The following is a 23,671-nucleotide window of genomic DNA, read 5'->3' on the forward strand; positions in this document are numbered from 1 at the left end:
GCGGCAGCGCGCGTTCGGGATAGAATGGAGCGCCCGCTCGATCTGGCGCCGGTCGAAACCGGCGCGCAACTTGATGCGGTGGCGCGCCTGTATGGCGCGCCGATGCTCGAACTACCGAAGGACCTCTACATCCCGCCTGATGCGCTGGAGGTGTTTCTCGAGGCCTTCGAAGGTCCGCTGGACCTGCTGCTGTACCTGATACGCAAGGCGAACCTCGACATCCTCGACATTCCGATGGCGCCGCTGACGCGCCAGTATCTCGGTTACGTCGAGGCCATGCGTCGTCACAATCTCGAGCTTGCGGCGGACTATCTGCTGATGGCGGCAACGCTGCTGGAGATCAAGTCGCGCATGCTGCTGCCACGCCCCAAACGCGTGGAAGACGATGACGAGCACGACCCGCGCGAAGAGCTGGTGCGTCGGTTGCTCGAGTATGAACAGACGAAACTTGCCGCACTGCGACTGGATGCGCTTCCGCGCATGGGGCGAGACTTTGACGCAGTGGGCGTGATGGTGGTCGAACGCATCGTCGAACGCCTGCCGGAAGTGAGCCTGCACGATCTGCAGCTTGCCTGGCTGACGCTGATGAAGAAGGCCAAGCTCACGCAGCACCACACGGTTCGGCAGGATGAACTGTCGGTGCGCGAACACATGAGCCTGATGCTGCGCCGGCTGGCCAGTGGCGAATTTGTGGCCTTCGAGGCGGTGTTCGATCTCGCGCACGGTCGCGCGGGTTTGGTGGTGGGGTTTCTCGCGATGCTGGAACTGGTCAAGGAAAGGCTCGTGGTGGTGACCCAGATGGAGCCGATGGCGCCGATCTACGTGAAGCTTGCCGATGCTGCTGAACACGCCTGAGGACTACAAGCGGGTCATCGAGACTGCCTTGCTGGCTGCCAGCAGCCCGCTTGCCACGGGTGACCTGCGGCGCATGTTCGAACCCGACCCCGGCCCGGAGCTGGTGCGCAAGCTGCTGGATGAGTTGCGCGCTGACTGGGAAGGGCGGGGCGTGGAGCTGGTGCAAACGGCTTCGGGCTGGCGCTTCCAGACGCGCATCGAGTTTCAGGTGTATCTGGACCGGCTCAAGGATGAGCGCGCACCGAAGTATTCGCGCGCCGTACTGGAAACACTGGCGATCATCGCCTACCGCCAACCGGTGACGCGCGGCGACATTGAGGATATCCGCGGCGTCGCGGTATCCCCGAACGTAATCAAGACACTGGAGTCGCGGGGTTGGGTCGACGTGGTCGGCCACCGTGATACTCCGGGCCGGCCGGCGTTGCTTGCAACCACCCGGCGTTTTCTCGACGACCTTGGCTTGCGCAGCCTCTCCGAGCTGCCGCCGCTCGTCGAAATTGAAAGGATGATGGACCTTGTCGAAACCCAGGAAATCGCGCAGCCCGCTGCGCCCGTCGACCAAGAAGAAGCCTGAAGACGCACCGCAGGGCGGTAACCCCGCGATGCGGGCAGATGCCCACAAGTCCGCACTGGGTTCTTTCAAGCGCGAAGGCCCGCCGCGTGCCCGTCCGCCGCGTCCCGGCGCCGAGCCTCAGCTCAAGCCCGCGTCCTTCGCCGAGCCGGAGCGTCTGCAGAAGGTGCTGGCACAGATCGGCATCGGTTCGCGCCGCGAAATCGAAGAGTGGGTGATTGCCGGTCGCATTTCGGTCAATGGCCTGCCGGCAGCGCTGGGGCAGAAGATCGGCCCGGGGGATATCGTCAAACACAACGGCAAGGTCATTCCGCTCAAGTTCGCCGAGCAGCGCGACTCGCGTGTGCTGATCTATCACAAGCCCGAAGGCGAGATCGTCTCGCGCGACGACCCGGAAGGCCGCCCCTCGGTCTTCGAGCGTCTGCCCATGCTCAAGCGCGGTCGCTGGATCGCGATCGGCCGTCTGGACTTCAACACTTCCGGCCTGCTGCTGTTCACCAACGACGGCACGCTGGCCAACAAGATGATGCACCCGCGCTACGAGATGGAGCGCGAGTACGCCGTTCGTCTGCTCGGCACCCTGACGGACGAGCAAATCAGCATGCTGACCACGGGCATCGAGCTTGAAGACGGAATGGCGCGTTTCGGTTCGCTGCGCGACGAAGGGGGCGAGGGCGTCAACCACTGGTATCGCGTAACGCTGTCCGAAGGCCGCAACCGCGAGGTACGTCGCATGTTCGAGTCGGTCGGTCTGACTGTCAGCCGGCTGATGCGTGTGCGCTACGGCCCGGTGGAGTTGCCGACGCGCCTCAAGCGCGGCATGTGGATGGACATGCCTCAGGACGAAGTACGTGCGATCTCCGGTGACGCCTCGCCGCAGCGCCAGCAGCGTCCGGAGGAAAAGAGCCGGCAGCGCCGCAACGAAGGCAAGGTGCACCGCACCACCGCGCCGCAGGGTACGGGTGGGCCGCGCAAACCGAGAAGCCAGAACGCGGGTGCCCCGCGCAGCCCGAACTCCAGGCAACCAAGTGACAACGGGGCCGCGCCCGCCCGAGACGGTGCGCCCAAGGACGGCAATCGTGCGCCGCGCAGTGCCAACGGTGGACCGCAACGCAGCAGAAAGCCGCGCAAAATTGCCTGATTGAGGCGCGGGCGTTATACTTCCGCGCATTCGGCGCAGCCCACACCCGGGATTGCGCTGATCTTCCGGTTGAAATCAACAGGGATGGGCGTTTCGCCCATTTTTTATTTGCGGGCGCGGAAATGAACATCGAAGGTGTCGTCGAGCAGATCGTAAGCGGGCTCGGCTATGAGCTGGTGGACTTCGAAAGTACGCCAAAAGGCCGCTTGATGCGTATTTTCATCGACATCGAGCGCGGCATCACGGTGGACGATTGCGCAACGGTCAGCAACCAGATCACGCGGGTCTTCGAGGTCGAGAACATCGACTACGACCGGCTTGAGGTGTCCTCGCCGGGGCTGGACCGCCCGCTCAAGAAAGCCGCTGATTTCGAACGCTTTGCAGGGCAGGAAGTGCAGTTGCGACTGCGCATGCCCATGAACAATCAACGCAATTACATCGGTGTGCTGGTCGGCTTGCAGGATGGCCAGGTACGCCTGACGACGGGGAAGGGCGAGGTTGCCTTTCCGCTTGAAGAAATTGAAAAAGCACGCCTGGTTCCCAGGTTCTGAGTTTCCGGATGTGGAGGTTTGTTAGATGAGCCGCGAAATACTGCTGCTTGTAGATGCGCTGGCACGTGAAAAGAACGTCGAAAAGGACATCGTGTTCGCAGCGCTCGAATCGGCGCTCGCATCCGCGACGAAGAAGCGTATTCACGATGATGCCGACGTGCGCGTCACGATTGACCGTGAGACGGGCGACTACGAGTCCTTCCGTCGTTGGGTAGTGATGCTCGACGAGGAAGTCACCAACGATGAAGCCGAGATGGGCATCATCGACGCTCGCGAAGAAGACGCCGAGATCGAGCTGGGCGACTACATCGAAGAGCCGCTTGAGCCGATCGAGTTCGGCCGTGTCGGTGCCCAGGCCGCCAAGCAGGTGATCCTGCAGAAGATCCGTGACGCCGAGCGCGAGCAAGTCCTCAACGACTTCCTCGAGCGCAAGGAGCACATGGTCTCCGGCACCATCAAGCGCATGGAACGCGGCAACGCGATCATCGAGGTGGGTCGTCTGGAAGCCGTGATCCCGCGTGACCAGATGGTGCCGCGCGAGAACCTGCGCGTGGGCGACCGCGTCAAGGCCTTCCTGCTGCGCATCGACCGCAATGCGCGTGGCCCGCAACTGATCCTGTCGCGCACCGCGCCGGACTTTCTGGCCAAGCTGTTCGAACTGGAAGTACCGGAAATCGAGGAAGAGCTGCTGGAGATCAAGGGTTGCGCCCGTGACCCCGGCCTGCGTGCCAAGATTGCCGTGCATTCGCATGATCCGCGTATCGACCCGATCGGCACCTGCGTAGGCTTGCGCGGTTCGCGCGTGACCGCCGTGCGTAACGAGATTGCCGGTGAGCAGATCGACATCATCGTGTGGTCTGCCGACCCGGCCCAATTCGTCATCGCTGCACTGCAGCCTGCCGAAGTGGTCTCCATCGTGGTCGACGAAGAGAACCACAGCATGGACGTGGTGGTGGACGAGAACAACCTCGCCATCGCCATCGGTCGTAGCGGCCAGAACGTCAAGCTCGCTTCCGAGTTGACCGGCTGGACGATCAATCTGATGAGCGAAGAGGAGTCGGCGCAGAAGGCCGACGCCGAGCGTGGCGAACTGCGCGACCTGTTCATCAGCAAGTTGGACGTGGACGAAGAGCTGGCGGACATCCTGATCGACGAAGGTTTTGCGTCGCTCGAGGAAATCGCCTATGTGCCGCTGGCCGAAATGCTCGAGATCGAAGCCTTCGATGAAGCAACCGTTAACGAGCTGCGCGATCGCGCACGCAACGTGTTGCTGACCGAAGCCATCGTCACCGAAGAGCAGCTCGAGCACGTTGCAGAAGACATGCTTTCACTCGAAGGCATGGATAAATCACTGGCCGCAAAACTGGCTCAGAACGACGTGCGAACGCGCGATGATCTGGCTGATCTGGCCGTCGACGAACTGGTGGAAATGGCTGGTATTCCGGCCGACCGTGCTGCCGCACTGATCTCGGTTGCGCGCGCGCACTGGTTCGAAGAATGAGGGGAGGGATTCAATGGATGAAATGAGCGTTACCCAGTTTGCCGGCGAGCTGAAGATGCCGGCCAACGTGCTGCTCGAGCAATTGCAGAAGGCCGGCGTCGCCAAAGGCGGCGTCGAGGATCTGCTGACCGAGCATGACAAGGCACGTCTGCTGGATTATCTGCGTCGTTCGCACGGTGAAACCCAACCCAAGGGCAAGATCACGCTGACGCGCAAGCAGACTTCAGAGATTCGGGCCACCGACTCTTCCGGTCGTGCACGCACGGTCCAGGTCGAAGTGCGCAAGAAGCGCGTATTCGTCAAACGCGACGAGCTGTCGGGTGATGCTCCGGCCGCGCCTGAACCCGAGTTTGAAGCCGAAGCTCAAGCTGAAGCTGAACCGATGATCGTCGAGGCCCCCGAGCCGATGCCGGCGCCGGTGGAGCAACCCGAGCCGGTAGTGGCGGCAGAGCCGGAGGTCGAGCCGGTTCAGGAAGCAGCTCCGGAAGAGCCCGTGGTTGAAGCGGTTGCGGAAGTTGAGGACGCTCCTGCCGAAGAACCCGAGGCGGTTGCCGACGAGCCTGCAGAGGCGGCACCGGCTGTTCGCAAAAAGACCCGCGTTTCCACCAAAGCCATTCTGTCGGCGGAAGAGATCGCTTCGCGTGAAGCTGAAGAGCAGCGCATGCGCGCTCTGCGTGCTCGCCAGGAAGCCGATATCAAAGCCCGTCAGGAACGCGACAGCGCTGCCGCTGCCGCTCGTGCTGCCGCAGCCGCGGCAGCCGTGCTGGCCGAACAGCAGCCGGCTCCGAGCGAAGAAGAGCGTCGTGCGGCCAAAGGCCCGAGCGGTACCCTGCATCGCCCGGCCAAGACCGAAGATCGTGAGGCCAGCAAGGACGGTCGTCGTGGCCGCGCTGCGCCGGCGGACGATGCACCGAAATCCCGTCGTGGTCTGAAGACCCGCGGTGATCTTGCCGGTGGCGGCAACTGGAAAGGCGCCCGTGGCGGTGGCCGCGGTGGTCGTGGCGGCAACAACCGCAACGATCAGACCAACTTCCAGGCGCCGACCGAGCCGATGGTGCGTGAAGTGCACGTACCGGAAACCATCACTGTGGCCGATCTGGCACACAAGATGGCGCTCAAGGCGACCGAGCTGATCAAGGCGCTGATGAAGATGGGGTCGATGGTCACCATCAACCAGGTGCTGGATCAGGAAACCGCGATGATCCTGGTCGAGGAAATGGGGCACAAGGCTTTTGCCGCCAAACTCGACGATCCGGATGCCTTCCTCGAAGGCTCCGAGGATGTGCATGCTGACGCCCCGTTGTTGGCGCGCGCGCCGGTGGTTACGGTCATGGGTCACGTCGACCACGGCAAGACCTCGCTGCTCGACTACATCCGCACCGCCAAGGTTGCGGCCGGCGAAGCCGGCGGCATCACGCAGCACATCGGCGCTTATCACGTCGAAACGCCGCGCGGCATGGTCACCTTCCTCGACACCCCGGGCCACGAGGCCTTCACGGCCATGCGTGCTCGTGGCGCCAAAGCCACCGACATCGTCATTCTGGTGGTGGCCGCCGACGACGGCGTGATGCCGCAGACGCGTGAAGCCATTCACCACGCCAAGGCGGCCGGTGTGCCGCTGGTCGTGGCAGTCAACAAGATCGACAAGCCGGAAGCCAACCCCGAGCGCGTCAAGCAGGAGTTGGTGTCCGAAGGCGTCGTGCCGGAAGAGTACGGCGGCGACGCCATGTTCATCAGCGTCTCGGCCAAGACCGGCAAGGGCATCGACGAGTTGCTCGAAGGCATCCTGCTGCAGGCCGAAGTGCTGGAACTCAAGGCCGCGGTTGAAACTCCGGCCAAGGGCCTGATCATCGAAGCCCGCCTGGACAAAGGCCGCGGCCCGGTTGCTTCGCTGCTGGTGCAGTCCGGCACCCTGAAGAAAGGCGACGTAGTGCTGGTCGGCGCGACCTTCGGCCGCGTGCGTGCCATGCTCGACGAGAACGGCAAGCCGATCGACGAAGCCGGCCCCTCGATTCCGGTCGAGATCCTCGGCCTGTCGGATGTACCGGCTGCCGGTGACGAAGCCATTGCGCTGGCCGACGAGAAGAAAGCGCGCGAAATCGCACTGTTCCGTCAGGGCAAGTTCCGCGACGTCAAGCTGGCCAAGCAACAGGCCGCCAAGCTCGAGAACATGTTCGACCAGATGGGCGAAGCCGAGGTCAAGACGCTGCCGCTGATCGTCAAGGCCGACGTGCAGGGCTCGCAGGAAGCGCTGGTTCAGTCGCTCAACAAGCTCTCGACCGACGAAGTCCGCGTCAACGTCATCCACGGCGCGGTCGGCGGTATTACCGAGTCGGACGTCAACCTGGCACAGGCTTCTGGCGCCGTGATCATCGGCTTCAATACCCGGGCCGATGCCGGTGCGCGTCGTCTGTCCGAGACCTTCGGTGTCGACATCCGCTACTACAACATCATCTACGACGCTGTCGATGACGTAAAAGCAGCGCTGTCGGGCATGCTCTCGCCGGAAAAGCGCGAGAACATCATCGGTATGGTCGAGGTGCGTCAGGTCTTCCGTGTACCGAAGATCGGTGCGGTGGCCGGTTGCTACGTCACCGAGGGCATGGTCAAACGTGGTTCGCTGGTGCGTGTGCTGCGCGACAACACCGTCATCCACAGTGGTGCGCTCGAGTCGCTCAAGCGCTTCAAGGAAGACGCCAAGGAAGTGCGCTCGGGCTTCGAGTGTGGCCTGTCCGTCCGGAACTACAACGACATCGCGGAAGGCGACCAGCTGGAGATCTACGAGATCCAGGAAATCGCCCGTACGCTGTAATCGATGCCGAAGGACTTTTCCCGCAGCCAGCGCGTCGTCGAACAGATTCGGCGCGAACTGGCCGAGCTGATCCGGACCGAGGTGAAGGACCCCCGCGTGGGGTTCATCACCTTGACCGATGTGGAAATCACGCCCGATTACGCCCACGCCAAGGTCTTCTTCACGTCGATGACGGGCGAGGACAGCGTGCCGGGAATCCTTGTCGGCCTGCGCCGTGCAAGCGGTTTCCTGCGTCGCGAGCTGGGTCGTCGGGTGCGTATCCACACCACGCCGGAACTGCACTTCGTGTACGACAAATCGGTCGAGGAAGGCAGCCGCATGTCGCGCCTGATCGATGAAGTCGTGCACGAAGACGAAGAGCGTTCCGGCAAGGATCCGGCTGACTGATCGTGTCTGCTCCACAACGCAGGGTGCCGCGCCGTCGCATTGACGGCGTGCTGTTGCTCGACAAGCCTACCGGTATGAGCTCCAACGCAGCCCTGCAAAGGGCGAAGCGCTTGCTCAATGCGGCCAAGGCGGGCCACACCGGCACGCTCGACCCGATGGCCACCGGCCTTTTGCCGCTGACCTTCGGTGAAGCCACCAAGTTTTCGCAGATGCTCCTCGATGCCGACAAGGTCTACGAGGCTACGCTGCGTTTCGGCAGCGAAACCGACACCGGAGACACTGAAGGTCAGGTGATCGCTACGGCGCCGGTAAGGTTTTCACCCGAAGCGCTGGAAGCTGCAATGGGCGATTTGCGTGGCGAGATTGAGCAGATTCCGCCCATGCACTCGGCGCTCAAGCGAGACGGCAAACCACTCTACGAGTACGCCCGCGCCGGCATCGAAGTCGAACGTGCGCCGCGCCGCGTGACCATTCATGCGCTGGAGCTGCTGGCCTTCAACGGCAGCGAAGCGAGGTTGCGCGTGCATTGCAGCAAAGGCACCTACATCCGCACGCTGGGCATTGATCTGGGGCGTGCCCTCGATTGCGGTGCGCACCTCACGGCCCTGCGGCGCACAGCCATCGGCGACTTTGGAATTGACCAGGCTGTTACGCCGCAATCCCTGGAGGCAGCCGCTCAACCCGAAGGCCTGCTGGAACCGGTGGATGCCTTGATTGCTGCCTATCCGCGGCTGGGGCTCGACGAGGACGCTGCAGCGGCGCTGATGCTGGGTCGGGAGATCTCCTCGGAAGGCGAGCCCGGCCTGTTGCGTCTGTACAGTGCCGAACGTTTCATCGGTCTTGGCGAGCGCCGTACGGACGGGCGCATCGTCTCCAGACGCCTGATCGCAACGGGGCAGGGTGAATGACAATTCACCCTGCTGATTTCACGCAGAATGATTGAGTTTTACCCGCAGCGCGGGCTATAATCGCGCACTTGAATTTAGAAGATCGACACGAGTAAACATCACATGGCTCTCGAAACCGCAAACAAGTCCCAGATCGTCTCCGAATATCAGCGCGCACCGGGCGACACCGGTTCGCCGGAAGTGCAGGTCGCTCTGCTGACCGCTCGCATCAATGGCCTGACCGGCCACTTCAAGGCCAACGCCAAGGATCACCACTCGCGTCGTGGTCTGCTGAAGATGGTCAGCCAGCGTCGCAAGCTGCTCGACTACCTGAAAGGCAACAATGCCGACAGCTATCGCAGCCTGATCGAGCGTCTGGGCCTGCGTAAGTAATCTGCTCGCCTGCCGAGCCGGACTACGCCCATCGTTGTACCCGTGCGAAAAGCCGGTACGGTTTCATACACCGTCCCGGCTTTTTCGTTCTTGCGGTCCAGTCATCCCGTTTTGCGGTTGTCGTTTGCCGCGGAACACTATTGAAAGGAATTTCACAGTGCTGCAATCCATCAAAAAATCGTTTACCTACGGCGCACACACCGTCACCCTCGAAACGGGTGAAGTCGCCCGTCAGGCCGGTGGTGCCGTCATCGTCAATATGGACGACACCGTCGTCCTCGTGACCGTTGTTGCCCAGCGTGAAGCCAAGGCCGGTCAGGACTTCTTCCCGCTCACCGTTGATTACGTCGAGAAGTTCTACGCTGCGGGCCGTGTCCCCGGCGGCTTCTTCAAGCGCGAAGGTCGCCCGACCGAGAAGGAAACGCTGACCTGCCGCCTGATCGACCGCCCGATCCGCCCGCTGTTTCCGGACGGCTTCTACAACGAAGTCCAGGTCATCGCGATGGTGATGTCGCTGAACCCGGAAGTGGATGCCGACATCCCCGCCATGATTGGTGCATCGGCTGCGCTGGCGATCTCCGGCGTGCCGTTCAACGGCCCGATTGGCGCTGCGCGCGTTGGTTATATCAACGGTGAGTACGTCCTCAACCCGACCCAGAGCCAGCTCAAGGAAAGTCAGCTTGATCTGGTCGTGGCCGGTACCGAAACCGCTGTGCTGATGGTCGAGTCCGAAGCCAAAGAGCTGCCCGAAGACGTCATGCTGGGTTCGGTCGTGTTCGGTCATGAGCAACTGCAGGCGGCCATCAACGCGATCAACGAACTCGTTGAAGTTGCCGGCAAGCCCGAGTGGGACTGGCAGGCTGCTCCGCCGAACGAGCCGCTGATTGCCCGTATCCGCGAAGTCGCCGAAGCCGACCTGAATCAGGCCTATAACCTGACCAACAAGCAGCAGCGTACCGTCAGCGTGAATGCCGTACGTGCCAAGGTTCTGGCAGCCGTTGCCGAAGATGGCGAAAACGCGCCTTCGGCCAACGAAGTGAAGGACATCTTCCACAACCTCGAAGCGGAGATCGTGCGTAACCGCATCCTCAGCGGCGAGCCGCGTATCGACGGTCGCGACACGCGCACCGTGCGCCCGATCGAGATCCGCGTTGGCGTGCTGCCGCGCACCCACGGTTCGGCACTGTTCACGCGTGGCGAGACGCAGGCCATCGTGGTTGCCACGCTGGGCACCGGCCGTGACGAGCAGATCATTGACGCGATCGCCGGTGAATACCGCGAAAACTTCATGCTGCACTACAACTTCCCGCCGTTCTGCACCGGCGAAACCGGCCGTTTCGGCGGCACCAAGCGTCGCGAGATCGGCCACGGCCGTCTGGCCAAGCGCGCACTGGTCGCTGCGCTGCCGAAAGCCGAAGACTTCGGCTACACGGTGCGTCTGGTTTCGGAAATCACCGAATCCAACGGTTCCAGCTCGATGGCTTCGGTGTGCGGCGGTTCGCTTGCACTGATGGACGCTGGTGTGCCGATGACCAACCACGTGGCTGGTATCGCCATGGGCCTGATCAAGGAAGGCAACCGCTTTGCCGTGCTGACCGACATCCTGGGTGACGAAGATCACCTCGGCGACATGGACTTCAAGGTGGCCGGTACCGACAACGGCGTGACCGCGCTGCAGATGGACATCAAGATCCAGGGCATCACCAAGGAAATCATGGAGGTTGCGCTGAGTCAGGCCAAGGAAGGCCGTATCCACATCCTTGGCATCATGAAGGAAGCGCTGTCGTCGAACCGTGGCGAAGTTTCCGCCTACGCGCCGCGCATGATCTCGATGAAGATCAACCCCGAGAAGATCCGTGACGTCATCGGCAAGGGTGGCGCAGTCATCCGCGGCCTGCAGGACGAAACCGGTGCCGTCATCGAGATCGCCGACGACGGCACGATCACCATCTCGTGCGTCAGCTCGGAAGGCGCAGACCTGGCCAAGAGCAAGATCGAGGCGATCACCGCTGAAGCCGAAGTGGGTCGTGTCTATGAAGGTACCGTTGTGCGTCTGCTCGACTTCGGCGCCATCGTGAACATCCTGCCGGGCAAGGATGGCCTGCTGCACATCTCGCAGATCGCCAACGAGCGCGTCAATGCCGTGACCGACTTCCTGTCCGAAGGCCAAGCCGTTCGCGTCAAGGTGCTCGAGACCGACGAGCGCGGCAAGATCCGCCTGAGCATGAAAGCGCTGCTGGAAGAGCAGGCCGCCACCACTGAAGAGTGATGCGCTCGCCGCAATGAAGAAAGGGACGCCTCGGCGTCCCTTTTTTTATTTATGGCCTATTTGTGTCGTTCGGCAGAAAGCCTATTTGGCGACCTGACGCTCGCGGATTTCTTCCAGTGTCTTGCAATCGATGCACAGCGTGGCGGTAGGACGCGCTTCCAGGCGCTTCAGGCCAATTTCGACGCCACAGGTATCGCAGTAGCCGTAATCGCCTTCACGGATGCGTCCAAGCGCCTCATTGACCTTCTTGATGAGGCGACGCTCGCGGTCGCGGTTGCGCAACTCGAGCGCAATGTCCGACTCCTGGCTCGCTCGATCATTGGGGTCGGCGTACGACGTCGCCTCGTCCTGCATGGTGTGCACGGTGCGATCGATGTCTTCCATCATGGTTTGCCGCGCACTCTCCAGCATCCCCCGGAAATGGGCGAGCTGCGCCTCATTCATGTATTCCTCATCGTCCGCGGGGACGTAGGGTGTGAAGCCATTGTTCAACGATTCGTCCGACATGCGCTGGATCCGGTAATCGAAGGAAGCGCACTAATAGCAGAATCGTCCCGGAGAGACAAGCGTAAATCGTGCTGAATTCCGCTCTGGTCGCGGCTTAGGCAATCTTGGATTGAGGTTTGACGCCCCCCGTATCGGTGTGTAGAATGCGCGGCTCTCGGGGTGTAGCGCAGTCCGGTAGCGCGCTTGCTTTGGGAGCAAGATGTCGGGGGTTCGAATCCCTCCACCCCGACCAGCTCACCCCGGAAGCCCGGCCGGATCTGCCCGTAGCTCAACTGGATAGAGCACCGGCCTTCTAAGCCGGGGGTTGCAGGTTCGATTCCTGCCGGGCAGGCCAGAAAAATGGTTTCCGGCGCGGCGGTCGATGACCGACGTGCATGAAAGTGGCGGCATTAGCTCAGTTGGTAGAGCACTGGATTGTGGCTCCAGTTGTCACGGGTTCGATTCCCGTATGTCGCCCCAGCAATAAAGCAGAAACGGCACCCCGAGGGGTGCCGTTTCTGCTTTCCGGCCTCGCAGTGCTTCAGTCGAGAATCGGGTAGGCGCCTGTGGCGTCGTGCTTCTCGCGGCCGGTCAGCGGAGGGTTGAAGACGCACACCATGCGCATGTGCGTGCCGCGATTGGCGCGCAGGATGTGATGGTCGTGCTTGTTCAGCGCGTACAGCGTTCCCGCACGGATGGCGTGGATCTCGCCGGTGCCCAGATCCTCGATTTCACCTTCACCTTCAATGCAATACACCGTTTCGAGGTGGTTGCGGTACTCCATGTCCAGTTCGGCGCCGGGCTTGATGATGGTGTCGTTCACCGAATAGCCCATGCCGTCGCTCTTGAGGATGAAGCGGCGGCTGTTCCAGCCTTCGGAATCGACATCGGCGTCGGTGCCGAGAATCTGGTCCAGATGTTTGACGATCATGAAATCTCCTGAGGGTTGCGTCGGAGGAGCCGCGCGGACGCGGCTCCAGGGATCAGGCGGCGTTCTTGCTGGCTGCGCTGCGATTCGACTTGAGGATGGTGGCGAGGCTTCGCTCGATCGTGTCCAGGCCGCGCACCAGCTCTTCTTCGCTGATCGTGAGGCTGGGCAGCAGCTTGAGCACTTCGTCGTTGATACCGGCGGTCTCGATGATCAGGCCGTTGGCGAAACACTCGGCCGAGATCTTGCCGGCAATCTCGATATCCTCGAAGGCCACGCCCCAGATCATGCCGCGCCCGCGCACCTTGGCGCTTACACCGGCATTGTCGACGATGCGCTGCAGGCGCTCGGAAATGAGCTTCTCCTTGGCGGCAATGGATTTCACCAGCCAGCCGTCCTCCCAGAAGCCCAGGGCCGCTGAGGCGGTCACGAACGCCGGGCAGTGGCCACGGAAGGTGCCGTTGTGCTCGCCCGGAGCCCACTGGTCGAGCTCCGGCTTCATCAGCACCAGCGCCAGCGGCAGGCCGTAGCCCGACAGCGACTTGGACAACGTGATGATGTCGGGCTGGATGCCGGCCTCCTCGAAGCTGAAGAAGCCGCCGGTGCGGCCGCAGCCGACCTGGATGTCGTCGATGATCATCAGCACGCCGTGGCGCTCGGTGACTTCACGCAGGCGCTTGAGCCATTCCATGCTGGCCACGTTCACGCCGCCTTCGGCCTGTACCGTTTCCAGAATTACCGCTGCCGGCGTATCGAGGCCGCTGCCGTCGTCTTCGAGCATGCGGTCGAGGTAATCCAGCGTATCAATGTCGTCACCCAGATAGCCCTCGAAGGGTACGGACAAGGTGTTGTTCAGCGGCACGCCTGCACCGGAACGCTTGAAGCCGTTACCGGTCACGGCCAGTGCACCCAGCGTCATGCCGTGAAAGGCGTTGGTGAAATTGACAATGCGCTGGCGTCCGGTGACCTTGCGCGCGAGCTTCAGCGCAGATTCGACGGCGTTGGTGCCGGTGGGGCCGGGGAACTGCATCTTGTAGTTCATGCCGCGCGGCTTGAGGATGATGTCCTGAAAACGCTCGATGAAGCGCTGCTTGGCCACGCTGTACATGTCCAGCGTGTGCGTGATGCCGTCTTCGCTCAGGTACTCGATCAGAGCCGCCTTGATGCGGTCGGGGTTGTGTCCGTAATTGAGCACACCCGCGCCCGCGAAGAAGTCGAGATAGCTCTTGCCATCGACGTCGGTCATCCAGGCGCCCTTAGCGCTCTTGAAGACGGTCGGGAAGCTGCGGCAGTAGCTGCGAACCTCGGATTCGTACTGTTCAAAGATGTTCATGGTGTTTTCTCCTCGTGATTATTTTCGGTCTGGCAATCAGGCCGCGTTGGCTTGCACCTCTTCGCGGAATCCGGGCAGAGGGCCGATGCGGTAGATCGGCTCTGCCGGGTGGTCTATGGGAAACAGGTCTTCGGTGAAATGCGGTACGACCTCGCAGCCAACCTCAAGGTCGCGCGCAGCGGCCTGGAAGAGGCGCCGCGAAGCCTCGTTGTCGTCGCTGATGGTGGCCGTCATCCAGCGCGCGCCACGCACGCCCGGCAGTTCCAGCCAGCGCTTGAGCAAGGTCCGGCCGAGGCCCTGACCGCGCATTGAGGGCGCGACGCCGATCTGCCATACAAAGGCGGCTTCGGGTTCGCGCGGCGGGCGATAGCCGACCACGGCACCGACCACTTCGTTGTCGCGTTCGGCGATCAGGCAGGTGTCACCGAAATCGCTGGCAAACACCAGATAGAAGTAGGCGGAGTTCAGTTCCAGCGTGCCGGCGTTGCTCACCAGCTGCCAGATCGCTGCGCCATCACGGGCTGTGGCGCTGCGGAATCGGATATCCGGGTGGTCCTTGGCAGGTACGGTCATGGTCTTTCCTGTAATGAAGGTGTCATGTTCCCGGGCGAGGTTTTGCCCGAGACGCGATCAGCGTGAAACCATCGATGAATCAGGGAGGCGGCCAGCCGTGAGTCGTGCTGAAGGGAGAGCCGTGGTGTGTGTGGAGAGCCGTCGCCGGAATCGGAAAGGACCGATGGATCGACGATCTGGAAGTGCGGGGGAAGATAGGGCGAGTGGTGGTTTCGGTGCGGGTTCCGTGCATTGATCCGCAAACTGCATTCCACCCGGGGGGTGAAATCGTTTGCTGCTGTGAACGTGGCCGGCATTCTAACATATTTGCCCGAACATATCCCGCCGGCCCGCGCCGGCTTACAGGGCGGGCGGCAGGGCTTACAATCGCAGGCGCAAGCAACAGGAGAACAGCAATGTCCGTAGGCAGGATCATCGTCGCGCATGTGAGCGAGACTGAAGTGCATGCGGTCGATCGCATTTTGGGCGCACTGGCCGCATCCCCCGGGCCGGACCGGAAATGCATCGAGCTCGCAGAAATCAGTCCGACCGCCAGTGATGACGGCCTTCGCTCCGACGATCTGCTGCTACTGGTCTGCGGCGCAGACTGGGTGCCGCGTCTGGCGGAACAGGAGCCCGCTGCGCTGCTGTCTGCCGCGCACAGCGCGGCTTGCGACGTACAGATCGTCCTGCTGGATGAAGCACCTGAACCGGAGTCCGCCGAACTTGAGCCGGCCCAGCAATGGCTTGCATCCAGTTCCTGGCACGCAGTGCGTCATGAGCACTGGGCTGATGACGTGGCAGAGCTGGCCGAGGCTCTGACGCCTTCAGCCCCGGTTGAGGCCGGCCCGCTGCGCATCTCGCCCACCCGCCAGATGCTGCTGGCCGCCGGTCTGGTCGGAACGCTGGTGGTGCTCGGCGCCATCCTGATGCTGAGCCGGACGTGGACCGACACACCGGCTGCGGTGGGTAGCTGGGTCGCCCAGGTGGATTACGGGCGTTCCGTGGTGCACGACGAACGCTTCGATTTCCGCGTGGCCGGGGGTCAGATCACCGGCAGCGCAACCTGGCAGGGCTCACGGCGAATCGTCGAAGCTGCCGTGCAGGACGGCGAGCGCCTGAGCTTTCATACCCGCAGTCACGTGAACCGCGGCAGCGAACGACGCGAGGTGCAGCACGACTATGTCGGCATCGTGTCGGGCGACACCATGCGCTTCAGCCTGCGCAGCAGTGGCGGCTTTGTGGATCGTGAGGTGGTGGAATTCGAGGCGCGGCGCGTCCCCTGAACGGAAATCCGGCGTGAATCCCGCACATCGTCCCGGCGCCTGGGCCACGCTGTTCCTGCCCTTTGCGCTGGGCTACTTCCTTTCCTATCTGCTGCGCACCGTCAATGCGGTCATCTCGCCGGACCTGACGCAGGAACTGGCGCTGTCGGCATCCGATCTCGGGCTGCTCACCAGCGCCTATTTCCTGAGCTTCGGGCTCGCGCAGATTCCGCTGGGCATCGCGCTGGATCGCTACGGCCCGCGACGCATCAACGCCGCGCTGTTGCTGCTCGCTGGCGCTGGCGCGGTGGTGTTCGCGCTGGGCGAGAGCATGCTGGAACTGAGCCTGGGCCGCGGACTGATCGGGCTTGGGGTGTCGGCCTGCCTGATGGCGGGGCTGAAGGCGTTCTCGATGTGGTATCCGGCCGAACGGCAAAGCTCGATGACCGGCTTCATCATGGCCGCCGGCGCGCTGGGCGCGCTGACCGCAGCCACACCGGTCGAACTGATGCTGCCCATGATCGGCTGGCGTGGCGTGTTCTGGATACTGGCTGCAGTGGCCGTGGTGGCGGCGGCTCATGTCTGGCTGTGCATTCCCGACACGCCCACGGCCCATGCCGGGCAGACGCTGCGCGAAGCCGTCGGCTCGCTGGGCCACATCTTCCGCTCACTCGACTTCCTGCGTTTTGCCGGCGCGGCGATGTTCTTCACCGGTGGCTTCATGGCCCTGCAGAGTTTATGGGCCGTGCCCTGGCTGATGACGGTCGATACGCTGTCACGCAGTCAGGCTGCAGGCGTTCTGGTGTTGTTGAACCTGGGCATGTTCTGCGGCCAGATGTCGATCGGCTTCTTCGGTACACGGCTCGCCCGACGTGGCGTACGTCCGGTCAATCTGTTGCAGACGGGCTATTGCTGCGTGCTCACGGTCGAAGTGCTGATCATCACCGGGGCCTTGCCCGCCGCGCCGTTGTGGTTCCTGCTGGGCCTGCTTGCCGCGGTCAATGCCCAGGCCTATGTCGCCGCGGCCTCATGCTTTCCACGCGAAGCCTTCGGTCGCGTCAGCACTGCCATCAACCTGATGGCCTTCGCGGGCGCCTTCGTCGTGCAATGGGGCATGGGCATCGTGCTCGACGTCTTCGGCATGGCCGGCCACGCTGGCACCACCGCGCTGACGGCAGCCTTTGCAATGTTGATCGGCGTGCAGACGTTGGTCATCATCCCGCTGTTCTGGGCGCGCGGTCGCACTCACACAAACTGAGCGGCTGCGTGCCCTGAGGACCACGCCCACTGGAAGTTGAAGCCTCCCAGATGGCCGGTGACATCCATGACCTCGCCGACGAAGAACAGACCCGGCACCTCGCGTGCCTCCATGGTCTTGGAAGACAGCGCAGCGGTATCCACTCCGCCCAACGTGACCTCGGCCTTGGCGTAGCCCTGCGTGCCCGACGGCACGATGCGCCAGTTGGTCAGTGCCTCGGCGATGTCGCTCAATTCGCGGCTCGAAAACTGGTTGAGCGGGCGCTCGTAGGCATTGAGCGCGCACCAGGCCTGCGCAAAACGGCGCGGCAGGCGCTCGGCCAGCAGATTGGCGAGCAGGGTCCGGCTGGTGGCGTGTTCGGCCAGCCACGCCGTGGCGTCGATGCCCGGCAGCAGATCGACCGCTACGGGCTCCCAAGGATCATCCTCGTACGCCTGCTGCTGCCAATAGCTCGACACCTGCAGGATGACCGGCCCGGACAAGCCGCGGTGGGTGATCAACATGGCTTCGCGGAAGCGTCCGCCATCGCAGCGCGCCATGACATCCAGCGATGCGCCCGACAGCGGGGCAAACAGCTCCAGCGTTTCCGGTGGCAGTGTCAGGGGCACCAGCGCAGGGCGGGGCGGCACGACCGCAATGCCGAACTGCTCGGCAATGCGGTAGCCAAAGGGCGTGGCGCCGATCTTGGGAATCGACAGCCCGCCCGTTGCGATCACCAGACTCTCGCAGCGCAGCGTGCCGCGCGCGGTATCCAGCTCAAAGCGCGCACCGGCGTCGTCAATGCGGCGCACGGCCTCCACCGCACACGGCATGGCCCATTCGACCTGGCCCCATTCGCACTCGGTGCGCAGCATGGCGATGATGTCCTGCGCCGACTCGTCGCAAAAGAGCTGACCGTGTTCGCGTTCATGGAAGTCGATGCCGTGGCGCTCGACCATTTCGATGAAATCGGTCGAACTGAAGCGCGCCAGCGCCGAGCGGGCGAAATGCGGGTTGCGCGACAGGAAGTTGGCGGGCTCGACGCGGCGATTGGTGAAATTGCAGCGTCCGCCGCCGGAGATGCGGATCTTTTCAGCGAGTTTGGTAGCGTGATCGAGAAGCAACACACGGCGCCCGCGTTGGCCCGCCTGTGCCGCGCACATCATGCCGGCCGCACCGGCACCGATCACGATCACATCGAAAGTTTGGATCTGGGGCAAGGCGGTGGCCACAATTCAGGGAACGGCGCAGGATACGCGCTCACTCTTCACCCGGCAAACGGAGGCCCCATGACCAAGAAACTCGATGCCACTGCCCGCCGAGAGGCGCTTTCCAGCCTGCCTGACTGGCGCGAAGTCGAAGGCCGTGACGCAATCACGCGCAGTCTGCGCTTTGACGATTTCAACGCCGCTTTCGGCTTCATGGCCCGCGTGGCCCTGAAGGCCGAACAGATGAATCACCACCCGGAGTGGTTCAACGTCTACAACCGCGTGGACCTCACGCTGTCCACCCACGACGCTGGCGGCCTGAGCGCACTGGACGTTGAACTGGCGCGCTTCATCGACGCGCAGGTCTGAACGCCGGACCTCACTGCGACAACTTTGCCGCGAGCAGTCCGCGCAAGGCGTTGCCCACATACAGCGCCTTCGCTGACATCAGCGTGCTGCGGTCGATGACCGCTTCGCTCGCCCGGCCAGCCTCGAGCAGTTCGCGGCGCAGCACGCCGTCCAGCGCCCCACAGGACAACGGAGGCGTCAGCAATACGCCGTCGCCGGTGTCGACAAACACCGTGCTGCGTGCGCCTTCAGCCACCTCGCCGCGCTCGTTGAGAAAGATCAGATCGAACAGGCCGGCCGCCTCGGCGTCGCGCGAAGCCTGTTCATACAGTGTCCGCGCCGTTGTCTTGTGGCGCTGCAATGCATCGCAGGAGGACACCCGCTGCTCGGCCAAGGCAACTCGAACTGAGGTAGGGATGTCGGCCAGCGGTCCGCCGGAAAGGGTGAAATGGCCATCCGGCTGAAGCTCCAGACGCACCCGTTGCAGACCGGACATACGGCCCGCGTGTTGCAGCAAGGCGGCGTGGATGGCCTGCGTATCGCAGCGCAGGCCGAGCTCGGCGGCCGACGCCGCAAGGCGCGCCAAGTGACGTTCGATGCGCGGGTAGGGCGTGGCATTGCCGGCTTCGCAGCGCAGCGTTTCGATCAATCCGAAAGGCGGCGTGAGGCCGGTCAGAAAGCGTCCCTTGAGCAGGCACTCTTCCCATTCCTGCGCCGGGTCGGAATCGGCCACGATGCCGCTGCCGATGCCACAGCGGAATCGCCCATCAGACTCGATCTCAAGCGTGCGGATCGGCACGCTAAAGCGAAAATCGCCGTCCGGCGCAATCCAGCCAAGCGCGCCGCAATACAGACCGCGTGGCGCCTCTTCAAGCTCATTGATGATCTGCATGGCGCGGATCTTCGGCGCGCCGGTGACTGAGCCGCAAGGGAACAGCGCGCGCAGGACGGAAAGCAGATCGGCCTCAACCGGCTCGGCCGACACCGAGGACGTCAATTGCCACAGGCTGGGATAGGCCTCGATGTCGAACAGGCTGTCCACGCGAACACCGCCCGGCGGGGCGAGCCGCCCCAGGTCGTTGCGGATGAGGTCGACGATCATGACGTTCTCGGCGCGGTTCTTGTCCGAACCGAGTACCACGTCGGGGTCGGACTCGCGCGGGGCCGTGCCTTTCATCGGTCGGCAGTTCAGCCGCTGGCCCTGGCGTTCGACAAACAGTTCCGGTGAGCGCGACACAATGGCGCCGTTGGCGTGCTGCAGAAACGCGCCGTAACGCACAGGCTGACGCTGGCGCAGCGAGGCATACAGCGCCAAGGGGTCTCCCAGGCACTGCCCGTACAGCGGAAAGGTGTAGTTGACCTGATAGCAGTCTCCGGACTCGATCCACGCCCGGATGCGCTCGACATCGGCTACATAGGTGTCACGTCCGATGCCGGCCTGCAATCCACCCACGGCCGCAAGACGGGAGTGCTCATCGAGCCCGGCCAGCCGCTCCGCGATCAAGGTATCGGTTTGCTCGGAGTGCAGGTGCTGTGCGCGCTCGAAGACCCAGGCAGTCAGCAAAGAGCCCGAAGCCTGCGGCAAACGGGGCTCGAACACATGACCCAGTTCATAGGCTGCTGCCAGCACAACCCAGCAACCATCGCGCCGGGCGGCCTCGATGGCGTCGAACACGCTGCCAAGCTCGTCCATCGACGTGCAGGTGAGGGTCCGTCGCAGCGTGTCGAGCAACAGATCGCCGTTACCGGCGAGGTTGTCGTCGAACAGCGCGAAAGGGGCTGGAACTGCCTGCATGGTGTGGGACGGAAACAACGATTGGCGGACGCGCATGTTAGCTGATCGCTTCAAGACCGGCACAAGGCTGGACAGTCATCACGGTGGGCAACACAATGCCGTGGCAATATTCCGCCCGAATGCCGTTTTTTACGGAGACCCGATGGTTCGGAGTGCAGGCGTCAGACCTCCCGGTGTACCGACCCTGCTCGTCAACATCGTGGCGGTTGCAGCGCTATGCGGGCTCATCGCGTTTCAGGCCGTGCTCGATCGGCGTGAAGTTCTGGGAGCCGCCCATAAGGAAGCCAGCAACCTCGGGGATGCACTGGCCGCCCACACGCGGCAGACGCTGGCCGCACTCGATCTGGGTCTGGTCACCCTGGTGAGTGAGGTGGAAGAGCGGGGCGGCCTGGAGCAGGTTTCGCGGCCGGTCCTGCATGACTTGCTGCTTGAACGCCAGGCCGCTTCGCCCGCAACACACGCCTTCTATGTTCTCGACGCCAGCGGCCGGCTGATCGGCACCTCCAGCCTGGCCGACATCACGCCTGTTCCGTTCGACGGAACACCGGCTTTCCTCCACCATCGCGACCGCCCCGACCGTCAGCTCTTCGTTTCAGCGCCCCACAAGGCCTCGCTGAACGGGATGGGCGACCGATGGATCATCACGGTGTCACGTCGGGTGGATTTATCCGACGGGCAGTTTGCCGGCGTGGCCGGCGCCGTGATTTCTCTCGAACATCTGCTGGAGTTCTATCGCACGCTGCGGGTCGGTGAAGACGGTCTGGTCGGCCTGCTTGCCGGCGATGGCGCCTTGATCGCCAGCACTCCCGCGATGGCTGAGCAGACCGGACGTAGCGTACTTCCGGAGGCCGATTTCGAGCGCATTGCCCAGGCGGAAAAGGGTCAGCTGCTGAGCGTGCTTCCCCACGACGGACTGGCACGCATCATCGGCTACCGCTTTGTCGGTGACGGTCAGGCGCTGGTATTGGTCGGCCTTGGCGTAGACGAAGCGCTGGCGCCATGGCGCCAGCGACTGGTATTGAACCTGATCATCGCCGGGGCGGTGATTGCGCTGTTCCTCATTGCAACCGGGATGCTCTCGCGTCATCTGGCACGGCGGCGCATGTGGGAGGACGAACGGGTGCGTCGTCTGGGCACGCTGGCCGCGGCTTCTTCCGAGCTGGCGCGGGCACACGACGAGAACGCGCTGCTCGACCGTGCCACCACACTGGCGCGCGAGTTGATCCAGGCGCATCAAGCCGTCACCAGCGTGACGGTCGGCGAAAGCCATGTGCAAAGTCTGCACTCGATATCGCTGTCTGATCGCTACGCAGCGTGGCGCAACTATGACGAACCCCCCGACGGCAGCGGCATTTACCGGCTCGTGTGCGAGCACAACCAGCCGATGTGCCTGACGCAGGCCGAACTCGAAGCCCATCCGGCATGGCGTGGTTTCGGCGCCGCGCGCGATCGTCATCCGCCGCTGCGTGGCTGGCTGGCCGTACCCATCGTCGGTCAGGGCGGCAACAACCTCGGCATGATCCAGCTCTCGGACAAGGAAGGCGGTGACTTCGGCCCAGCCGATCTGGCAGAACTGACCCAACTGGCCAATTTCACCGCCATCGCGCTGGAAAACCTGCGCTCGATGCGGGGCCGTGAAGAGGCGCTGGCGCAGATCGAGACCATTTTCACTTCCATTTCCGATGGCGTAGCCGCCGTTGATACGGAGTGGCGCTTCACCTATCTGAACACCGAGGCCGAGCGCATGCTGCAGCGCTCACGTTCCGAGCTGCTCGGTCGCAACATGTGGGAGGCCTTTCCGGAGGGGAGCGATTCACCAGCCTTCGAGGTCTATCGCAAGGCGCGCGAGGAAAACCGTCTGGTCACAGGCGAGTTCTTCTATCCGCCACTCAAGACCTGGTTTTCGGTGCGCGCCTTTCCGCATGAGAAAGGCCTCACAATCTACTTTCAAGATGTTTCCCAACGCATTGAAATAGAAGAACAGTTACGTCAGTCTCAGAAGATGGATGCCATCGGAAAGCTGACCGGCGGCGTGGCGCATGACTTCAACAATCTGCTTACCGTCATCCTCGGCAACGCCGAGGCAATTCTCGACATCAGCGACCCGCAGAGTCTCCCGGCATCGGTCAGGAAGCAGGTCGGCCTGATCCGCGTTGCGGGTGAGCGCGCCGCGGAACTGACCCATCGGCTGCTGGCGTTTGCGCGCAGACAGCCGCTTGATCCGGTGGAAACCGACATCAACGCATTGCTGGCCGGTGTCGATGACTTGCTGCGCCGCACGCTTGGTGACGGCATCAAGGTGAAATTGCTGACCCACAAAGCCTTGTGGCCCGCCGTGGTGGATCCGGGCGAACTCAACAACGCGATCCTGAACCTCGCCATCAACGCGCGCGATGCCATGCCTGACGGGGGGCTGCTGAGCATCGCGACCGACAATGCCTCGCTGGATGCGCAACAGGCCGCCGCGCTCGATCTGGATGTCGGCGACTACGTCGTGGTGTCGGTGTCGGATACCGGAGAGGGCATGACGGCAGAAGTCATCGAGCGGGCCTGTGAGCCCTTTTTCACGACCAAGCCTGCCGGCAAGGGATCGGGGCTGGGGCTGTCGATGGTGTTCGGTTTTGCCAAACAATCCGGCGGCCAGATTCGCATCCTCAGCGAGCTCAAGGTCGGCACCACCGTACGCATTTACCTTCCGCGTGCGGGCGCAGCGCCTGACCCGGTGTTGCCGAAAATCGCCGCAATCACCGAACGCGGTGGCGGCGAACGCATCCTGCTGGTGGAAGACGAGGAGATGGTGCGCGAGCACACGACCGCCTGTCTGGAGCAGCTGGGCTATGTCGTGACCGCCTGCATCGACGGGCCCGCGGCGCTGGCGCGTCTCGAAGACGGCTGCTTCTACGATCTGCTGCTCACCGACGTCAAGCTGGCCGGCGGCCTGAGCGGGCGTGAGGTGGCCGAACAGGCCCTGCGCCGTTGCGCACACATGAAGGTGCTGTATGTTTCGGGGTACACCGACGAAGCCTTCAGCGTTACTGGCGGGATTGATCCCGGGGTTTGTCTGCTGTGCAAACCCTTCCGTATCGACGAGCTCGCGCGCAAGTTGCGCGAAATGCTTGATCACTGACACGCCAAGGCAAGCCGGGAGCACG

At 63.1% G+C, this 23,671-nt stretch carries 20 protein-coding genes and 3 tRNA genes; 17 read left to right on the top strand and 6 right to left on the bottom strand.

Annotation, left to right across the window (positions count from 1 at the left end; translation table 11 throughout):
* Positions 1-24: 24 nt before the first annotated feature.
* From AC6H0R_RS09715 to pnp, 10 genes are all read left to right on the top strand, one after another.
* Positions 25-855 carry a segregation and condensation protein A gene (locus tag AC6H0R_RS09715; protein ID WP_497581165.1) on the top strand — a complete coding sequence of 277 codons (831 nt, stop codon included), beginning with the start codon at positions 25-27 and terminating at the stop codon, positions 853-855.
* Positions 836-1,429, top strand: coding sequence for an SMC-Scp complex subunit ScpB (gene scpB / locus AC6H0R_RS09720; RefSeq protein ID WP_497581166.1), 594 nt, complete (start codon positions 836-838; stop codon positions 1,427-1,429). Before AC6H0R_RS09715 ends, scpB begins: the two co-directional genes overlap by 20 nt.
* The gene (rluB, locus tag AC6H0R_RS09725) at positions 1,371-2,567 is read left to right on the top strand and encodes a 23S rRNA pseudouridine(2605) synthase RluB (protein ID WP_497581167.1); all 1,197 of its coding nucleotides are present in this window, start codon (positions 1,371-1,373) and stop codon (positions 2,565-2,567) included. The genes scpB and rluB overlap by 59 nt, the downstream gene beginning before the upstream one ends.
* Before the next feature lie 122 nt (positions 2,568-2,689).
* Positions 2,690-3,118: a ribosome maturation factor RimP gene (gene rimP / locus AC6H0R_RS09730; protein ID WP_497581168.1), complete on the top strand. Its 429-nt coding sequence runs from the start codon at positions 2,690-2,692 to the stop codon at positions 3,116-3,118.
* Between the two features lie 25 nt (positions 3,119-3,143).
* On the top strand, positions 3,144-4,619 hold the full coding sequence (gene nusA, locus AC6H0R_RS09735; protein WP_497581169.1) for a transcription termination factor NusA: 1,476 nt from the start codon (positions 3,144-3,146) through the stop codon (positions 4,617-4,619).
* Between the two features lie 13 nt (positions 4,620-4,632).
* A complete protein-coding gene (infB, locus tag AC6H0R_RS09740) occupies positions 4,633-7,431 on the top strand; it encodes a translation initiation factor IF-2 (protein WP_497581170.1) in 2,799 nt (932 codons plus the stop codon).
* A 3-nt stretch (positions 7,432-7,434) separates the two neighbouring features.
* A complete protein-coding gene (rbfA, locus tag AC6H0R_RS09745; protein WP_497581171.1) occupies positions 7,435-7,818 on the top strand; it encodes a 30S ribosome-binding factor RbfA in 384 nt (127 codons plus the stop codon).
* Positions 7,818-8,726, top strand: coding sequence for a tRNA pseudouridine(55) synthase TruB (gene truB / locus AC6H0R_RS09750; RefSeq protein ID WP_497581274.1), 909 nt, complete (start codon positions 7,818-7,820; stop codon positions 8,724-8,726). The genes rbfA and truB overlap by 1 nt, the downstream gene beginning before the upstream one ends.
* 102 nt (positions 8,727-8,828) lie before the next feature.
* Complete coding sequence (gene rpsO, locus AC6H0R_RS09755) at positions 8,829-9,098, top strand: 30S ribosomal protein S15 (RefSeq protein WP_497573433.1); 270 nt, start codon at positions 8,829-8,831, stop codon at positions 9,096-9,098.
* A gap of 157 nt (positions 9,099-9,255) precedes the next feature.
* On the top strand, positions 9,256-11,367 hold the full coding sequence (gene pnp / locus AC6H0R_RS09760; RefSeq protein WP_497581172.1) for a polyribonucleotide nucleotidyltransferase: 2,112 nt from the start codon (positions 9,256-9,258) through the stop codon (positions 11,365-11,367).
* Positions 11,368-11,448: 81 nt separating this feature from the next.
* On the opposite strand, the gene dksA is transcribed toward pnp, so the two are convergent.
* Positions 11,449-11,874: an RNA polymerase-binding protein DksA gene (gene dksA, locus AC6H0R_RS09765; protein WP_497581173.1), complete on the bottom strand. Its 426-nt coding sequence runs from the start codon at positions 11,872-11,874 to the stop codon at positions 11,449-11,451.
* A 155-nt stretch (positions 11,875-12,029) separates the two neighbouring features.
* On the opposite strand from dksA, the gene AC6H0R_RS09770 reads away from it, so the two are divergent.
* The 3 genes from AC6H0R_RS09770 (at position 12,030) to AC6H0R_RS09780 (ending at position 12,333) form a co-directional block, all read left to right on the top strand.
* Positions 12,030-12,106: transfer RNA gene (locus tag AC6H0R_RS09770), tRNA-Pro, on the top strand.
* A 25-nt stretch (positions 12,107-12,131) separates the two neighbouring features.
* Positions 12,132-12,208: transfer RNA gene (locus AC6H0R_RS09775), tRNA-Arg, on the top strand.
* 49 nt (positions 12,209-12,257) lie between these two features.
* A tRNA-His gene (locus AC6H0R_RS09780) sits at positions 12,258-12,333 on the top strand.
* A gap of 61 nt (positions 12,334-12,394) precedes the next feature.
* On the opposite strand, the gene AC6H0R_RS09785 is transcribed toward AC6H0R_RS09780, so the two are convergent.
* The 3 genes from AC6H0R_RS09785 to ectA are packed head-to-tail and all read right to left on the bottom strand — an operon-like array spanning position 12,395 to position 14,687.
* Positions 12,395-12,784, bottom strand: a complete 390-nt coding sequence (locus AC6H0R_RS09785; protein WP_497581174.1) for an ectoine synthase — start codon at positions 12,782-12,784, stop codon at positions 12,395-12,397.
* 52 nt (positions 12,785-12,836) lie between these two features.
* Positions 12,837-14,114, bottom strand: a complete 1,278-nt coding sequence (gene ectB / locus AC6H0R_RS09790) for a diaminobutyrate--2-oxoglutarate transaminase (RefSeq protein ID WP_497581175.1) — start codon at positions 14,112-14,114, stop codon at positions 12,837-12,839.
* 36 nt (positions 14,115-14,150) lie between these two features.
* On the bottom strand, positions 14,151-14,687 hold the full coding sequence (gene ectA, locus AC6H0R_RS09795; RefSeq protein WP_497581176.1) for a diaminobutyrate acetyltransferase: 537 nt from the start codon (positions 14,685-14,687) through the stop codon (positions 14,151-14,153).
* A 395-nt stretch (positions 14,688-15,082) separates the two neighbouring features.
* On the opposite strand from ectA, the gene AC6H0R_RS09800 reads away from it, so the two are divergent.
* Both AC6H0R_RS09800 and AC6H0R_RS09805 read left to right on the top strand, forming a co-directional pair.
* Positions 15,083-15,952: a hypothetical protein gene (locus AC6H0R_RS09800; protein ID WP_497581177.1), complete on the top strand. Its 870-nt coding sequence runs from the start codon at positions 15,083-15,085 to the stop codon at positions 15,950-15,952.
* Between the two features lie 13 nt (positions 15,953-15,965).
* Positions 15,966-17,189, top strand: a complete 1,224-nt coding sequence (locus AC6H0R_RS09805) for an MFS transporter (protein ID WP_497581178.1) — start codon at positions 15,966-15,968, stop codon at positions 17,187-17,189.
* Here AC6H0R_RS09805 and AC6H0R_RS09810 read toward each other — a convergent pair.
* Complete coding sequence (locus tag AC6H0R_RS09810) at positions 17,177-18,388, bottom strand: BaiN/RdsA family NAD(P)/FAD-dependent oxidoreductase (RefSeq protein WP_497581179.1); 1,212 nt, start codon at positions 18,386-18,388, stop codon at positions 17,177-17,179. The two genes, AC6H0R_RS09805 and AC6H0R_RS09810, sit on opposite strands and share 13 nt — an antisense overlap.
* 69 nt (positions 18,389-18,457) lie before the next feature.
* On the opposite strand from AC6H0R_RS09810, the gene AC6H0R_RS09815 reads away from it, so the two are divergent.
* On the top strand, positions 18,458-18,745 hold the full coding sequence (locus tag AC6H0R_RS09815; protein WP_497581180.1) for a 4a-hydroxytetrahydrobiopterin dehydratase: 288 nt from the start codon (positions 18,458-18,460) through the stop codon (positions 18,743-18,745).
* Positions 18,746-18,755: 10 nt separating this feature from the next.
* On the opposite strand, the gene pabB is transcribed toward AC6H0R_RS09815, so the two are convergent.
* Positions 18,756-20,555 carry an aminodeoxychorismate synthase component I gene (pabB, locus tag AC6H0R_RS09820; protein WP_497581181.1) on the bottom strand — a complete coding sequence of 600 codons (1,800 nt, stop codon included), beginning with the start codon at positions 20,553-20,555 and terminating at the stop codon, positions 18,756-18,758.
* 106 nt (positions 20,556-20,661) lie between these two features.
* On the opposite strand from pabB, the gene AC6H0R_RS09825 reads away from it, so the two are divergent.
* Entirely contained in the window at positions 20,662-23,646 is a 2,985-nt protein-coding gene (locus AC6H0R_RS09825) for an ATP-binding protein (RefSeq protein WP_497581182.1), read from the top strand.
* Positions 23,647-23,671 lie beyond the last annotated feature (25 nt).

The organism is Pseudazoarcus sp. NS36 (genome assembly GCF_059703705.1).

Bases quoted from the DNA above. Each gene is read 5' to 3' on its own strand.
- AC6H0R_RS09715 (WP_497581165.1), top strand. From the start codon at position 25: ATGGAGCGCCCGCTCGATCTGGCGCCGGTCGAAACCGGCGCGCAACTT.
- scpB (WP_497581166.1), top strand. From the start codon at position 836: ATGCTGCTGAACACGCCTGAGGACTACAAGCGGGTCATCGAGACTGCC.
- rimP (WP_497581168.1), top strand. From the start codon at position 2,690: ATGAACATCGAAGGTGTCGTCGAGCAGATCGTAAGCGGGCTCGGCTAT.
- nusA (WP_497581169.1), top strand. From the start codon at position 3,144: ATGAGCCGCGAAATACTGCTGCTTGTAGATGCGCTGGCACGTGAAAAG.
- infB (WP_497581170.1), top strand. From the start codon at position 4,633: ATGGATGAAATGAGCGTTACCCAGTTTGCCGGCGAGCTGAAGATGCCG.
- rbfA (WP_497581171.1), top strand. From the start codon at position 7,435: ATGCCGAAGGACTTTTCCCGCAGCCAGCGCGTCGTCGAACAGATTCGG.
- rpsO (WP_497573433.1), top strand. From the start codon at position 8,829: ATGGCTCTCGAAACCGCAAACAAGTCCCAGATCGTCTCCGAATATCAG.
- dksA (WP_497581173.1), bottom strand. From the start codon at position 11,874: ATGTCGGACGAATCGTTGAACAATGGCTTCACACCCTACGTCCCCGCG.
- AC6H0R_RS09785 (WP_497581174.1), bottom strand. From the start codon at position 12,784: ATGATCGTCAAACATCTGGACCAGATTCTCGGCACCGACGCCGATGTC.
- ectB (WP_497581175.1), bottom strand. From the start codon at position 14,114: ATGAACATCTTTGAACAGTACGAATCCGAGGTTCGCAGCTACTGCCGC.
- ectA (WP_497581176.1), bottom strand. From the start codon at position 14,687: ATGACCGTACCTGCCAAGGACCACCCGGATATCCGATTCCGCAGCGCC.
- AC6H0R_RS09800 (WP_497581177.1), top strand. From the start codon at position 15,083: ATGTCCGTAGGCAGGATCATCGTCGCGCATGTGAGCGAGACTGAAGTG.
- AC6H0R_RS09815 (WP_497581180.1), top strand. From the start codon at position 18,458: ATGACCAAGAAACTCGATGCCACTGCCCGCCGAGAGGCGCTTTCCAGC.
- pabB (WP_497581181.1), bottom strand. From the start codon at position 20,555: ATGCGCGTCCGCCAATCGTTGTTTCCGTCCCACACCATGCAGGCAGTT.
- AC6H0R_RS09825 (WP_497581182.1), top strand. From the start codon at position 20,662: ATGGTTCGGAGTGCAGGCGTCAGACCTCCCGGTGTACCGACCCTGCTC.